Consider the following 13,989-nt stretch of genomic DNA (forward strand, 5'->3'; position numbering starts at 1 on the left):
GCGCGACCGGCATCACAGATGCGCCCCCCCGTCCACCAGCAGCGTGGTGCCCGTCACCAGGCGCAGATGCGTGACGGCCGCGACCACGGCCATCGCCACGTCATCCGGCTGGCAGACGGTCTTCAGCGGGGATTGCGCGACGTGCCGCAGGAAGCCCTCTCGCGACCGTCCAGGGACGAAGTCCGTGTCCACCCCGGCGGGGGAGATGTTGATGATGCGGATCTCCGGCGCCAGCACGCGCGCCAGGGAAACGGCCATGGTGTCGAGCCCCGCCTTGGACGCGCAATAGGCGACGCTGCTGCCGTTGCCGCGCACTGCAGCCAAGGAGGAGATGTTCACCACAACGGCATCCCCCCCGCGGCGCAGCAGCGGCGCGAAGGCGCGGATCACCGCGAAGGGGCCGCGGACATTGGTGACCAGGATCCGATCGAAGGTTTCATCGTCCATCGCGTCCAGATCGCCATGCGGCACGGCGCGGGTGGTGCCGGCGGAATTCACCAGCACATCGGCGCGACCGCAGCGCGATTCCACCTCGGCGGCCGCGGCGCGGATCGCCGCGCTGTCGGTCACCGGCAGGTGCAGCGATACGTGGCCGCTGCCTGGCAACCGTGCGGCCAGCGCCTCGGCACGGTCGCGCCCGGTGTTGTAGCCGATGACGATGCGCGCTCCGAGTTCCGCGAGGCGCTGCGCCGAGGCTGCGCCGATGCCACTGCTGCCGCCGGTGATCACCGCGACGCGGTCCTTCAGGCTGTAGGGTCCAAGGTTGCCGCTCCTCAGGTCACTCATGCCGCTTCACTCCCTGTCCCGCCTGTTGAGGTCGCATGGATGGCTTCGGTTGCGGATCGCCGAAGCCCGGTCGCGCTCTGTCACGCCTGCTGGAGGTTCCCATGACGCACGACCAGGCCGGAAGCCGTCGCTTCGATGGAGACCCAAGCCTCCAGCCGCGCCCACGCCCGAACGGGCGAGGCCGCGGGAAGCCGCTCGGCGCCGGACCCATCCTGGGCCGGATCGGAGCTGCCACGCGACCGTCGCAAGCCGCCGTTCCGGAATGCGGAACCGACGCGGCTTCACCGAGCGCCGGCGCGATGCTCGCCGATCCCCGGAACGCATCGACGCGTCGCAGCCTGTTGTTCGGCGCAGCCGCCGCCACGCTGCCCGTCGTCGCGCATGCGCAGGGCTATCCCTCCGGGCCGGTGCGCATCATCGTCGGCTTCGGTGCCGGCGGCCTGGCCGACCTCACGGTGCGTCTGGTCGGTGAGCAGCTGTCGCGGCGGCTCGGCCAGCAGGTGGTCATCGACAATCGGCCCGGCGCAGGCGGCTCCGTCGCAGCGCGCGTCGCCGCGTCGGCCGACCCGGACGGCCAGACGCTGATGGTGCTGAGCACCGGCAATGCCATCAATCGCTCGTTGTTCCGCAGCCTGCCATATGATCCGGTGGCCGATTTCGCGCCGATCTCGGCGATGGTCTCCTTCGATCTCGTGCTGCTCACCGCGGCCGGCTCCAGCATTCTGACCGTCGGCGACGTGCTCGCGGCAGGGCGCGGCGGCCGGCGGCTGGTGATGGCGACGATCAGCCCGGGAAGCACGCAGAACCTGGCGGCGGAATGGCTGCGCGTCGCGGCGGGGCTCGAGGCGACGGTGGTGCCGTATCGCACGACGCCCGAGGTGCTGACCGCGGCGCAGCGCGGCGATGCGGCGATCGCCTTCGAATCCTTCGCCGCCGCGCGTGGGGCCCTGGATGGCGGACAATTGCGCGCCGTTGCCAGCACCGGGGAACGCCGTTCGGCGCTGCTGCCCGACGCGCCGACCGTGCGGGAAGGCGGCCTCGCCGACTACGCCGTGACCGGCTGGAATGCGCTGTTCGCGCCGGCCCGCACGCCGTCCCCGGTGATCACGCTGGTGAATCGCCACGTCACCGAGATCCTGGCCCAGCCCGAGATCCGCGCGCGGCTGCTTGGCCTGGGCGTGGAGCCCCTGGCGAACACGCCCGAGGCGATGGGGGCGCTGCTGCGCGACGATATCGCGCTATGGGCGCGCATCATCGAGCGCGCGGGGATCGAGAAGCAGTAGCAACGTCGCAGCGGCGGCGCCTGCGCATCGTCGTCCGGCCGCCGTGCATCGGAAGCGCGGGACGGCGGCATGCAGGCGCCCTTCATGCCGCCGGCATGCAGCGTCACGCGGCGTCGCGACACCGCGCGCAATCGGTCAGCTCCTCGAGCGCATCGACCAGCGCGTCCGGTGTTGCGGCATAGGCGATGGCGCGGCCGAGCGCAGCCGCGGCCTCGGCGTAGGATGGTTCGGCCAGCAGCGTGGTGATCACCTCGCGCAAAGCGGACGTCTCGGCATCGGGGGCAAGGCGGATGCCGGCCCCGCGGGCCACGACGCGCGCCGCATTGTCGTTCTGGTCGCGACCCATCGGCAGGCACAGCATCGGACGATGATGCGCCAGTGCCCGCATCACCGTGCCATGACCACAATGCGTGACGATCAGCGCGGCCTCCCGCATCACCGCGTCGTGTGAAGCGTGGTCGAGCACGGCGGCATTTGTCGGCACGCGCAGCACGGCGCCGGCGAGCGCCGGGCCCAGCGTGACGACCACCCGCAGCGGCAGCGACGCGGTGGCATCGAGCAGCCGCTGGATCGTCCCCGCCTGGTCCTGGAAGGTGCTGCTGAGCGCGACCAGCACCAGCGGCCGCGCGTCATCCGCCGCCCAGGGCGAGTCCCACCCCGCCGCCCAGTCCGGCGGGTCGAGCAACGGCCCGACATAGCGCAGGTCGGGCGGCAGGGCGGTGGCGGGGAAATCGAAGGCCGGGCTGGTGGCCAGGAGGGTCATGCGCGCGCGGCGCGGCTGTTCCATCGCCGTGGCGAGCGGTGGGAGGCCATAGGTGGCGCGTGCCGCGTTCAGCAGCGGCAGCCGTTCGTTCATCATCGCCTGGAACCAGGCCGCGACGCCCTCGGCCATGGCGTGGTCCTCCGCCGTCGTCGGTGGCATCAGCCCCGGGCCGAGCGGGGGAATGCCCTCGATCGGCAGAATGCTGACATTGGTGCCGAACATGACGAAGGGCACGCCTGCCGCCTCGGCGCCGATGGTGGGGCCGAACATGACGTCGCAGCACAGCAGGGCGTCGGCCGGCGCGCGGGTCAACTCGGCGAAGGTGTCGGCGGCGTATTCGGCGGCCGGGCCGATGGTCAGGTGATCGAGCAGCCGGATCAGGCCGCCACCGGGCTCGGTCGCGGCCCAGTCCCGCATCGTGTCGCTCTCCGGCCGGCGGTCGGCGCGGCTGGGCGCAGTGGACCAGGGGCGGAAGGCCGCGCCCGCAGCCTCCATCTCCGCGCGCAGCACCGCGTCACCCAGGACGCGGACGCGATGGCCACGCGCCAGCAGGCGGCGAATCATGCCCACGCAGGGGGCGATGTTGCCGCCGCCCTCGAAGGTGGCGATCAGGAACTCAGACATGCTGGCTGCTCCCTTCCGCGGTCAGCGCCGCGATCATGGCGGCGATCGCCGCCTCGGCCTCGGTCCTGCTGCGCCCGGCATCCCGTCGCAGCAGCTTCCACGCATAGACATCGGTGACGATGACGAACTGGTCGATCAGGAGCCGCCGGGCCATCGCCGGGCGGGCGGCGAGGAAGGCCGTGAAGACCTGTTCGACCCAGGCGCGATGGCCCGACCGGCCGCGGGCGAGGAACCGGCCAAGCGCCGGATGGCGGCCTTCCTGTGCGAGCATCCGCAGCACCGTGTCGCCGGTCGCTTCGTAATCCTCGACCAGGGCATGGGCGATGGCCTCCGGTGCGGCATCGGGCGGGACCGCGCGGCGCAGCTCGACTTCCTCGGCGATGCGCTGGGCCACGGCGTCGAGCAGCCCATCCTTGCCGCCGAACAGACGGATCACCGTCTGCCGCGTCGTGCCGGCGGCGGCGGCGATCTCATCGAGGGTGATCTCGTCGAGCCAGCACTGCTCGATCGCCGCGGCGAAGGCGGCGACGATGCGGCGGCGCGTATCCTCGGTCGCGGCGGCGCGGGCGACCTGGCGATAGGGGCGGGACAGGGTTTCGGCTGACATTCGAGATACCGTGAGTTATTCGAATAACGCCGAGTTAAATGAAAAAACGGTCCGCCGCAACCATCATTTTCAAAACTGGCCCGCGGCGCGCAGACGTCTTGCACGACGGCCGCGCCCGGTGAGGATGCGGGCCTCACCGAAGGAGATCGCCATGTCCGCCACCGGCCTGCCGCCCTATGACGACGCCAACATCTTCGCCCGCATCCTGCGCGGGGAGATTCCGTGCAAACGCGTTCATGACGACGCGCACGCGCTCGCATTCCACGACATCAATCCGCAGGCGCCGGTGCATGTGCTGGTGATCCCGAAGGGGCGCTACGTCTCGGTGGCGGATTTCGGAGCCCATGCCACCGAGGCCGAGGTCACCGGCTTCTGGCGCGCGGTGGCGAAGGTGGCAAAGGATCTCGGGCTCGAGGCCGGCGGGTATCGCGTGCTGACCAACATGGGCGTGGATGGCGGGCAGGAAGTGCCGCATTTCCACGTCCACATCTTCGGCGGGCGGCGGATCGGGCGGATGGTGCCGCGGGCGGACGGGTAGCCATTGCCGACGCCGTGCCGACGCCGGCGGGCTCCCATCGGCTGCATCGCAGCCTCACGCGGGACCGTGGCCCTGCAAGGGCCCGGAGAGGGACGCCGCCGCTCTCCGCGCGCCCCTCACGGCCGTGCTTCGAGCACCAGGTTGAACGGCGTCTCCGCAGCCACCCGAACGGTGCGGAATCCGCCCTCACGGAGTATGTTCGACAGCCGCCCGGGCCCCGCCTGCGCGCCGAGCCCCGCCCGGCCCGGCTGGTTCAGGGACGCCGGCGTGCAGATCATGGCCGACGCCGCGTAGAACACCCGCCTGACCGGGTTCATGTTGTCCTCCAGCCGGTCGCGCGCCATCGGCTCCACCACCATCAGCGTGCCGTCCGGCTTGAGCGCGCCGTGCAGGCTGGCCGCGGCGCCTTTCGGGTCGCCCATGTCGTGCAGGCAGTCGAAGCAGCAGGCCGGGTCGAAGCCCTGCGCTGGCACCTGCTGTGCCGCCCCCACCTCGAAGTTGACGCGGTCCGACAGTCCTTCCCGCGCAGCCTGTTCGCGCGCCGTGGCCACCGAGGCGGGGTGATAGTCGAAGCCGGTGAAGCGCGACTTCGGGTAGGCCCGCGCCATGATCAGCGTCGAGGCGCCATGCCCGCAGCCGATATCGGCGACGCTGGCCCCGGCCTCGAGCCTTGCCGCAACGCCGTCCAGGGCCGGCAGCCAGGACTGCACCAGGTTGTGCCGGTAGGACGGGCGGAAGAACCGCTCCGTGCCGCAGAACAGGCATGGGTCCCGTTCATGCCAGCCAAGGCCCCGCCCCGAACGATACCCCTCGGCGATTCGTGGTTCGTCGAGCCAGGCGCTGGCGATGACGCCATATCCGCCCGCCATGAAGACCGGGCTGTCCTCATCGGCGAAGACCATCGCCTGTTCGGGCGACAGCGAGAACAGCCCGCTGGCCGGGTCGAACTGCACATAGCCGCTGGTCGCCTGGGCGGCGAGCCATTCGGCGACCAGCCGCTCCGTGGTGCCGGTCAGCCGCGCGAGGCCTGCGGCATCGACCGGGCCGGCCTTGTCCATAGCGCGATACAGGCCGAGCCGATCGCCCATAATCACCGTGGCGCCCGCCATCGCCGCGCCCACATCGGCCAGCATCTTGCCCATGAACAGGTCGAGGGCGGTGGGCTCCGCCATTGCGGCGGCACTCATGACGGGGTGCTCCCGGGCAGGATCGGCACGACGCGGTCGCCGCGCAGCCTTGGGGCACGGTCTGACATGATCCCTTTGTTCCCTGTCCTGTCGCCTTGGAACGCGCGACGGTCGCAGGAGCGGGAGCATCGGGGTCGGCCGGACGACTTGTCCGAGCTCGGGCGACTGCCGTCGCGCACCCTCAATCTACCGCATCTCCAGGCCAGGAAGCGGTTGAATCACGCCCATGCGATCGTTGCACGCACGGTTGCGGCAATCTGGTCCGGCGCCGGCACTCAGCTCTGATCACCAAGCTCCAGCGCCCGCCGATATACATCCCGCCGCTTCAGCCCTGTCGCCTCGGCCACGCTCGCCGCGGCGTCGCGCAGGGTCATGCCGCCGGCCATGGCGGCGCGCAGCCGGGCGTCGACCTCATCCGCCCCGGCCGCCGCCTCCTCAGGCGCGGGACCGACGACGATGCAGATCTCTCCACGCGCCTCCACCGTGGCGTAATGCGCCGCAAGGCTGCCCAGGCTGCCGCGGCGGACCTCCTCGAAGCGCTTCGTCAGTTCCCGCGCGACGGCCGCTGGGCGATCCGGGCCCAGGCCCTCGGCCATGGCGGCCAGCGCCTCCGCCAGCCGATGCGGTGCCTCATAGAAGACCAGGGTGGCCGACAGGCCGGCATGTTCGATCCCCCGCAGGCGCTTCAGCTCGGCCGTGCGGGGGCCACCGCGCGCCGGCAGGAAGCCCAGGAACAGGAAGGGGTGCGGCGGCAATCCCGACAGCGACAGCGCCATCACCGCCGCATTCGGCCCCGGCACGGCCGAAATCGTGACCCCCGCATCGATCGCCGCCCGCACCAGGCGATAGCCCGGATCGCTCACCAGCGGCGTCCCGGCATCCGAAACCAGCACGAAACGCTCCCCCGCCTTCATGCGTTCGACGAGCCGGGGGGCTTGCGCCGCCTCATTGTGATCGTGCAAGGGGATCATGGTCGCCGCGATGCTCTGCCGCGCGAGCAGGCCGCCGGTCACGCGGCTGTCCTCGCACAGCACGACATCGGCGTCCCTGATCGCCGCCAGGGCCCGTGGCGACAGGTCGCCGAGATTGCCGATCGGCGTCGCGACTAGCACAAGGCCCGGTCGGCCAGCCGGATCAGCGGGAGGATCCTCGTATCGTGTCCCTACTGTCTCGTCCTCGCCTCCCACGCCGCACCTCCGTCATTCTGACTGCCCTTGTGGGCCTGGCGGGCTGCGGGCAGCAAGCCTCGCCGATCGCCTCCGGCCAGCCGCTGCAGGAACCACCGCGGTCGCGCATCGCGCTGCTGCTGCCGCTGTCGGGGCCGCAGGCGCCGCTCGGCACCGCCATGGAACAGGCCGCCGAGCTGGCCCTGTTCGAACGCGGCAACCGCAATGTCGATTTCCTGCCGATGGACACCGGCGGCACCACCTCCGGCGCGGCCGAGGCGGCCCGCCGGGCGGCCTCCGCCGGGGCGCGCGTGATCGTCGGGCCGCTGACCGCCGCCGAGACCTCCGCCGCCTCCTCGCCAGCCCGCGCGGCGCGCATCCCCATCATCGCCTTCACCAATGATTCGGCGCAGGCAGGCCCCGGCGTCTGGACGCTGGGCGTCACGCCGGCGCAACAGGTCCGCCGCGTGATGGGCGCGGCGCAGTCGGGCGGGGCGCGGCGCTTCGGCCTGGTGGCGCCGGACGACGCCTTTGGCCGCGCGCTTGCCGCGGCGATGCGGACCGAGGCCTCGACCTGGAGCCTGACCGACCCGGTGATCGTGCTGCACGCCGCCCGCGCCAGTGCGGGTTCGGTCGCCCAGGACCTTGCCTCCCGGTCGCAGGGCGGCCTGGACGCGGTGATGATCGGCAGCTCCGGCGCTGCCGCGCGGGCGATCGCCGCGGCACTCGGGCCGGCCGGCCTTACCGAACCGGCGCCGCGCATCCTCGGCCATGCGCTGTGGGCGCAGGATTCGGGCATGGGCCAGGAGGTGGCGCTGCAGGGCGCCCTGTTCGCCGCCCCCGACCCGCGCAGCCGCGCCCGCTTCGATGCGCGCTACGAAGGAGCCTTCGGCGAACGGCCGCCGCGGCTTGCCGGCGTCGCCTATGACGCAGCGGGCGTGGCCGCGCGCGTGGTGCTGACCCCGCGCGGCCAGACCGGGCCCAGCACCGGGGAAGTCTTCGACGGCGTCGACGGCCCCATCCGCCTGCAGCCCGACGGGGTGGTGCAGCGTGGCCTCGCGCTGTTCGCGGTGGAAGCGATGGGCGAGCCGCGCATGATGGAACCCGCACCGCAACCCGGTGGCGCCGGATCCTGAGGACCGGCATGCGCCTGCCGGATCGATGGTTGCAGCCGTGCCCGCCGCGCCATGCCCGGTGACCAGCCGCGCCTGGGCGCCTGGGTGCGAGCGAGCGTCGTCATCGCATCGGTCCCGGCCACCGCGCTGCTGGTGATGCTGGGCATGGGCGCCGTGCCGCCCGTGCCCGGCCTGCTCGCGCTGGTCGCGACCGTCGCTTCCGCTGCCCTCGTAGCGCGGGTCTGGCTCGGCAACCTGGCGCGCCTGGCCGCGCGCATCCAGGCCGCGGCCGTCGGCGGCGACGTGCCGAACCTGCCGGTCTCGCCGTTGCTGCCCTCGGTGCAGGATGTCGCCGATGGCGTCACCCGCCTCGCGCGCAGCCTGGCCGAGCGCGGCGCCCTGGTCGAACGCCTGCGCCGCGCCGACGCCGCCATCATCGAGGCCCTGCCCGACCCGCTACTGGTGCTGTCGGCCGAGCGCGTCCCGCTGCGCGCCAACCGCGCGGCGCGGCAGGCCCTCGGCGCGCCCCAGGGTGCCAGCACCGCGCCGGCCGATGTCGCGGCGCTGCTGCGCCACCCCGACCTGGCCGAGGCGCTCGACCGCGCGCTGGCCAGCGGCAGCCCCGCCATCGCCGACCTGGCGCTGCCGGTGCCGATGCCGCGCGACCTGGTGGCGCAGGTGATCCCGCTCGATCCGCCGCTGGCCGATGGCGGGCGCATCCTGGTGCTGCTGTCGGACCGAACGCGTGAACGCGCGGTCGAACGGACCCGCGCCGACTTCGTCGCCAATGCCAGTCATGAACTGCGCACGCCGCTCGCCAGCCTGATCGGCTTCATCGAGACGCTGCGCGGCCCCGCCGCCGACGATCCCGCCGCGCAGCAGCGCTTCCTACAGATCATGGCCGAGCAGGCCGACCGCATGCGGCGACTGATCGACGACCTGTTGGGACTATCGCGGATCGAGGTGTCGGAGCACCAGGCGCCGGCGGGGCGCGCCGATGTCGGCGGCGTCGCAAAGTCCGAAGCCGAGGCGCTGGCGCCGATCCTCGCCGCGCGCAAGGCTCATCTGGTGGTCGACCTGCCGCCGGACCAGGCCATCGCCGAACCGGCCGATGCCGACCAGATCGGGCAGGTCATTCGCAACCTGCTCGACAATGCCATCCGCCACGGGCGGCAGGGGGGCGAGGTGCGACTTTCGGTCAGCCACGCCGCGGGCCGCGATGGGCGGCATGGCATCACCATTGCCGTCGCCGATGACGGCCCCGGTGTCCCGCGCGAACACATCCCGCGGCTGACGGAACGATTCTACCGTGTCGACAAGGGCCGCTCACGCAACGCCGGCGGGACCGGGCTGGGGCTCGCCATCGTCAAGCATATCGTGAGCCGGCATCGCGGGACGCTGGCGATCGAGAGCGAAGAAGGCGTGGGAACGACGTTCCGCATCTGGCTGCCGGGGGGATAGGCGGCGGCCGGCCCACCACCGGGGGCGTGCGTGCCCCCCGGATCCGCGGCGGGTCAGCCTGTCGCGAAGCGGTTCGCCGGCGCCGGAATGCCCAGGCTGTCGCGCAGTGTCGTGCCTGGATACGCCGTGCGGAACAGGCCGCGGCGCTGCAGTTCCGGCACCACCAGCCGGACGAAATCCTCCAGCGGCCTAGTGTAGAACGGGAACAGCAGTGTGAAGCCGTCGCAGGCCCCGGCCTCGAACCATTCCTGCATGGTGTCGGCCACCTGCATCGGCGTGCCGATCACCAATTGGTGGCCGAGCGACGTGCCGAGATAGCGTGCCACCTGGCGGATGGTGAGGTTCTCGGCGCGCGCCTTCGCCATCAGGTGTTCCTGCCGCGCCCGCGCGGCGTTGGACGGGGGCAGGTCCGGCAGTGGCCCGTCGATCGGGTAGGCGTGGATGTCGAGGTCGCCGCATAGCCGCGCCAGCAGGCGCATGGCGTTGGTCTCATCCATCATGGCGCCGAGTTCACCGGCGATCTGCTCGGCCTCGTCCTTCGTCTCGCCGAGGATGGTCATGAAACCCGGCATGATCTTCACATGGTCCGGGTCGCGGCCATGCGCGGCGGCGCGCGACTTCAGGTCGTCGTGGAAGGCCTTGCCCTCGGACGGCACGGATTGCGCGGTGAAGATCATGTCGGCAACGCGCGACGCCAGCTTGCGTCCGTCATCCGACGAGCCCGCCTGCGCTATCACCGGCCGCCCCTGCGGCGTGCGCGGCAAGTTGAGCGGTCCACGCACGCGGAAGAACTCGCCCTGGTGGTTCAGGATGTGGCCCTTGGACGGGTCCAGGTAGCGGCCCGAGGCCTTGTCGCGAATGAACGCGCCATCCTCGAAGGAATCCCAGAGCCCGGCGCAGACGTCGAAGAATTCCTCGGCGCGTTCATACCGGTTCGCGTGGTCAGGGTGGCGGTCGAAGCCGAAATTGCCGGCCTCGTCCTCGATCTGCGAGGTCACCAGGTTCCATCCGGCGCGACCGCCGCTGATGTGGTCTACCGACCCGAAGCGCCGCGCGATGGTGTAGGGGTCGTTGTAGGTGGTGGTCGCCGTCGCCACCAACCCGATATGCTTCGTCACCGGGGCCAGGGACGCGATCAGCGTCGCCGGCTCCGGAAACACCTGGCGCCCCATGCCGGGCCGCCACGGGTTCGCACCATCGAGCCCCGCGCTGCCGTTCACGGCCGCGGTGTCCTGGAAGAACACGCAATCGAGGCAACCGGCCTCGGCCACCTGCGCCATGTGGACGTAGTGCGCGAAGGACATGTCGGAATCCGCCACCGCCAGCGGGTGGCGCCAGCCGGCCGAATGGCTGCCGGGGGTGAAGAAGAAGGCGCCGAGATGCAGTTGCTTCATGGGGCGGGACGCACCTCCGTCGCCATCGTGTACTGGTCGGCGCGCGGCGTCATCGCCAGGCCGCGCTTCATTCCCCACGACGCGCCGATATGGAAGATCGGCGCCATGGGGACGGTGTCGGCGACCCAGCGGATCGCTTCCTGCGTCAGGGCTTCGCGCGTTGCCGGGTCGAACTCGCTGTCCACCCGGTCGAGCATGGCGTCGAATTCGGCATTGGAAAAGCGCGTGCGGTTCCAGCCGCCATGCGCGCGCCCGGCGTTGGGCGTGCGCAGCAGCGCCGTCAGCGCTTCCGACGCGATGCCCGAGGAGGAGCCGAACATCGCCAGATGCGCCGAAAGCTCCGGCGCGCCGCCCGCGGTCAGCGTTGCGCTGCGGCGCAGATAGATCGGCATCGGCAGGGCCTCGACATTGGTGCGGATGCCGACGGCGGTCAGCATCTGGCCGATCGCCTGGCAGCTGCGCGCATCGCCGGCGAAGCGGTCCTGCGTACAGTGGATGGTCATTGTGAAGCCCTGCGGATACCCGGCCTCGGCCAGTAGCGCGCGGGCGCGCGGCGGGTCATAGGCGGGCACCGGCAGGTTCGGCACATGGCCGATCAGGCCAGGCGGGGCGATCTGCCCGGTGGCGGTGGCGCCGCCTTCCATCACGCGGCCGGCGAGCGCCTCGCGGTTGATGGCGTGGGAGATGGCGCGCCGGACGCGCACATCCAGCAGCGGATTGTTCGGCAGCGGCTGGCCATCGGCACCGGTGATGTTGGGCGCCTGGGCGCTCATGGCATCGAGGTAGAAGTAGTAGGTGAACACCGAATTGCCGTTGACCAGCTGGGTGTTCGCATTCTCCCGGATGCGCTGGTGCAGGCCGGTCGGCACGGTGTCGATCACGTCCACATCGCCGGCGAGCAGCGCGGCGACGCGCGCGCTGTCGTTCGGCACGAAGCGGATCTGCACTCGTGCCCAGGGTTCGGGCGCACCGCGCCAGTTGGGGCTGCGTTCGAAGGTCACGTCCTGCGACGGGGTCCAGCGACCCCAGCGATACGGGCCGGTGCCGATCGCGGCGCGACCGCCGTTGAAATCGGCATCCACCGCACCTTCTGCCGCGCGCGCGCTCACCATCGCGATCGCCACCAGGAAGTCGGGCTGCAGCGGCGTCGGCACGCTGGTGCGCACGATCAGGGTGTAGGCGTCCGGTGTCTCGACGCCCGCGACATTGCGCACCGCGGCGGCATAGGTGCGCGGGCCGGTCGCCGCGCGTGCGCGCAGGATCGAGAAGGCGGCATCGGCCGATGTGAAGGGCGTGCCGTCATGGAACACCGCGTCGCGGCGTAGCATGAATTCCCAGGTCAGCGGGTCGATCGCGCGCCAGGAGGTGGCCAGCAGCGGCTGCGGCCGCAGCGTCGCGTCCTGGGTCAGCAGCGTCTCCCACACATGCAGCTGCGCATTGCGGTTGGGCGTGAAGGTCTGGTGCGGATCGGTGCCGTCCATCGACGCCTTGAAGGCGATGCGCAACGTCTGCGCGGTGGCAGGCAGCGATGCGCCGGCGAGCAGCAGCGCAGCGGCGAGGGCAGGGCGGAGCATGGACATGGCGGTCATTCCGGGAGGGCGCGCGGCCCCGGCGGCAGCGTGCACGGGGCGACGGGATTTGCAAGGCACATGCCAGGCGCGACGCGGATCTTGCGGACCTGCCGGGCTGCGCCCACCCTGCGCCGGGCGCAGCACAAGGGGACATCATGGCGCGGCGGCAGATGCATCTGGGGGTCTTCGTCCTGGGCACCGGCAACCACATTGCGGGCTGGCGCATGCCGGACGCCTACGATTCCTTCCAGTCGCTGCCGGTCATCCAGCACATCGCGCGCATCGCCGAACGTGGCTGCTTCGACCTGTTCTTCCTTGGCGACGGCCTGCAGGCGGGGCCGAACGACCATCCGTCCTTCACCGCACGGTTCGAACCGATCACGATGCTCGCCGCGCTGGCGGCGACGACGACGCATCTGGGCCTGGGCGCGACCATGTCCACCTCCTATGCCGAGCCGTTCAACGTGGCGCGCTTCTATGCTTCGCTCGATCACCTGAGCGGCGGGCGCGCGGCGTGGAACGCGGTGACCTCGTCTAACCCGCGCTCGGCGCCAAATTTCGGACGACAGCACCCGCCCCACGACGCGCGGTATCGCGTGGCGGAGGAATTCGTCGATGTGGTGATGGGGCTCTGGGACTGCTGGGACGACGGCGCCATCGTCGCCGAGCGCGATACCGGCCGCTACATCGATGCGTCGAAGATGCGCGCGCTCGACCATGTCGGCGAATTCTTCAACGTGAAGGGACCACTGAACATCGGGCGTTGCCCGCAGGGTCGGCCGATTATCCTGCAGGCGGGATCGTCCGAGCCCGGGCTCGAGCTCGCCGCGCGCACCGCCGATGTGGTGTTTTCCGTTGTGCAGGACATCGAGGAAGCGCGCATCGCCTATGACGCGCTGAAATCCCGCATGCCACGCTTCGGCCGCCGGCCGGAGGAGATCGCGGTGCTGCCGGGGGTCATGCCGATCCTCGGCCGCACGCGGCAGGAAGCGCGAGACGTGCTCGACCAGCTGCAATCCTTCGTCAATTCGACCAACGCGGCGTCGCTGCTGTCCTCGCGGCTTGGGGTCGATGTCTCGGGTTTCGCGCTGGATGACCTGGTGCCGGACCTGCCGCTGCCCGACACCTCCCATGGATTCGCCCGAGCCATGCTGTCCAAGGCGCGCCGGGAAGCGATGACCTGGCGCGACATGCACAACCTGACGGGCGCGGCGCGCGGCCATTGGGTGATCGCCGGCACCGTCGCCGACATTGCCGACACCCTGCAGGACTGGTTCGAGACCGGCGCGGCGGATGGCTTCAACATCTTGCCCGCCTGGTTCCCCGGCGCCTTCGATGGCTTCGTGGACGAGGTGGTGCCCGAATTGCAGCGCCGCGGATTGTTCCGCCGCGCCTATACGGCGACGACGCTGCGCGGGCATCTGGGGTTGGACATGCCGCAGAACCGCTTCTTTCCGAAGGGCTGACGGCGTCCCCGCCCATCCGTTGCTTCCC

The 13,989-nt window shown here is 71.2% G+C and carries 12 protein-coding genes; 5 read left to right on the plus strand and 7 right to left on the minus strand.

The features are described 5' to 3' along the window. Positions 1-12: 12 nt before the first annotated feature. Positions 13-786 carry an SDR family oxidoreductase gene (locus AAFN86_RS04805; protein WP_347542081.1) on the minus strand — a complete coding sequence of 258 codons (774 nt, stop codon included), beginning with the start codon at positions 784-786 and terminating at the stop codon, positions 13-15. A gap of 299 nt (positions 787-1,085) precedes the next feature. Between AAFN86_RS04805 and AAFN86_RS04810 the strand changes: the two genes are divergently transcribed. Beyond that, positions 1,086-2,069, plus strand: coding sequence for a tripartite tricarboxylate transporter substrate-binding protein (locus tag AAFN86_RS04810; RefSeq protein ID WP_347542082.1), 984 nt, complete (start codon positions 1,086-1,088; stop codon positions 2,067-2,069). A gap of 103 nt (positions 2,070-2,172) precedes the next feature. Here AAFN86_RS04810 and AAFN86_RS04815 read toward each other — a convergent pair whose 3' ends face one another. Together AAFN86_RS04815 and AAFN86_RS04820 are read right to left on the minus strand one after the other, a co-directional pair. Then, on the minus strand, positions 2,173-3,456 hold the full coding sequence (locus tag AAFN86_RS04815) for a glycosyltransferase (RefSeq protein ID WP_347542083.1): 1,284 nt from the start codon (positions 3,454-3,456) through the stop codon (positions 2,173-2,175). Beyond that, complete coding sequence (locus AAFN86_RS04820; protein ID WP_347542084.1) at positions 3,449-4,063, minus strand: TetR/AcrR family transcriptional regulator; 615 nt, start codon at positions 4,061-4,063, stop codon at positions 3,449-3,451. The genes AAFN86_RS04815 and AAFN86_RS04820 overlap by 8 nt, the downstream gene beginning before the upstream one ends. Positions 4,064-4,214: 151 nt before the next feature. On the opposite strand from AAFN86_RS04820, the gene AAFN86_RS04825 reads away from it, so the two are divergent. Continuing rightward, positions 4,215-4,601: a histidine triad nucleotide-binding protein gene (locus tag AAFN86_RS04825; protein ID WP_347542085.1), complete on the plus strand. Its 387-nt coding sequence runs from the start codon at positions 4,215-4,217 to the stop codon at positions 4,599-4,601. Positions 4,602-4,717: 116 nt separating this feature from the next. Here AAFN86_RS04825 and AAFN86_RS04830 read toward each other — a convergent pair whose 3' ends face one another. Continuing rightward, positions 4,718-5,788, minus strand: a complete 1,071-nt coding sequence (locus AAFN86_RS04830) for a methyltransferase domain-containing protein (RefSeq protein WP_347542086.1) — start codon at positions 5,786-5,788, stop codon at positions 4,718-4,720. Between the two features lie 275 nt (positions 5,789-6,063). After that, positions 6,064-6,900 carry a 16S rRNA (cytidine(1402)-2'-O)-methyltransferase gene (gene rsmI, locus AAFN86_RS04835; protein ID WP_347542088.1) on the minus strand — a complete coding sequence of 279 codons (837 nt, stop codon included), beginning with the start codon at positions 6,898-6,900 and terminating at the stop codon, positions 6,064-6,066. A gap of 44 nt (positions 6,901-6,944) precedes the next feature. On the opposite strand from rsmI, the gene AAFN86_RS04840 reads away from it, so the two are divergent. Both AAFN86_RS04840 and AAFN86_RS04845 read left to right on the plus strand, forming a co-directional pair. Then, complete coding sequence (locus tag AAFN86_RS04840) at positions 6,945-8,090, plus strand: penicillin-binding protein activator (protein ID WP_347542089.1); 1,146 nt, start codon at positions 6,945-6,947, stop codon at positions 8,088-8,090. 51 nt (positions 8,091-8,141) lie between these two features. Further along, positions 8,142-9,530 (plus strand): ATP-binding protein, encoded by a 1,389-nt coding sequence (locus tag AAFN86_RS04845; RefSeq protein WP_347542091.1) that lies wholly within the window; start codon positions 8,142-8,144, stop codon positions 9,528-9,530. A gap of 53 nt (positions 9,531-9,583) precedes the next feature. On the opposite strand, the gene AAFN86_RS04850 is transcribed toward AAFN86_RS04845, so the two are convergent. Together AAFN86_RS04850 and AAFN86_RS04855 are read right to left on the minus strand one after the other, a co-directional pair. After that, a complete protein-coding gene (locus AAFN86_RS04850; protein WP_347542092.1) occupies positions 9,584-10,924 on the minus strand; it encodes an LLM class flavin-dependent oxidoreductase in 1,341 nt (446 codons plus the stop codon). After that, positions 10,921-12,504: an ABC transporter substrate-binding protein gene (locus tag AAFN86_RS04855; RefSeq protein WP_347542093.1), complete on the minus strand. Its 1,584-nt coding sequence runs from the start codon at positions 12,502-12,504 to the stop codon at positions 10,921-10,923. The genes AAFN86_RS04850 and AAFN86_RS04855 overlap by 4 nt, the downstream gene beginning before the upstream one ends. 146 nt (positions 12,505-12,650) lie before the next feature. Between AAFN86_RS04855 and AAFN86_RS04860 the strand changes: the two genes are divergently transcribed. After that, a complete protein-coding gene (locus AAFN86_RS04860; RefSeq protein WP_347542094.1) occupies positions 12,651-13,961 on the plus strand; it encodes an LLM class flavin-dependent oxidoreductase in 1,311 nt (436 codons plus the stop codon). Positions 13,962-13,989 lie beyond the last annotated feature (28 nt).

Origin of the sequence: Roseomonas sp. CAU 1739 (genome assembly GCF_039839775.1) — a bacterium.
Classification (GTDB): domain Bacteria; phylum Pseudomonadota; class Alphaproteobacteria; order Acetobacterales; family Acetobacteraceae; genus Neoroseomonas.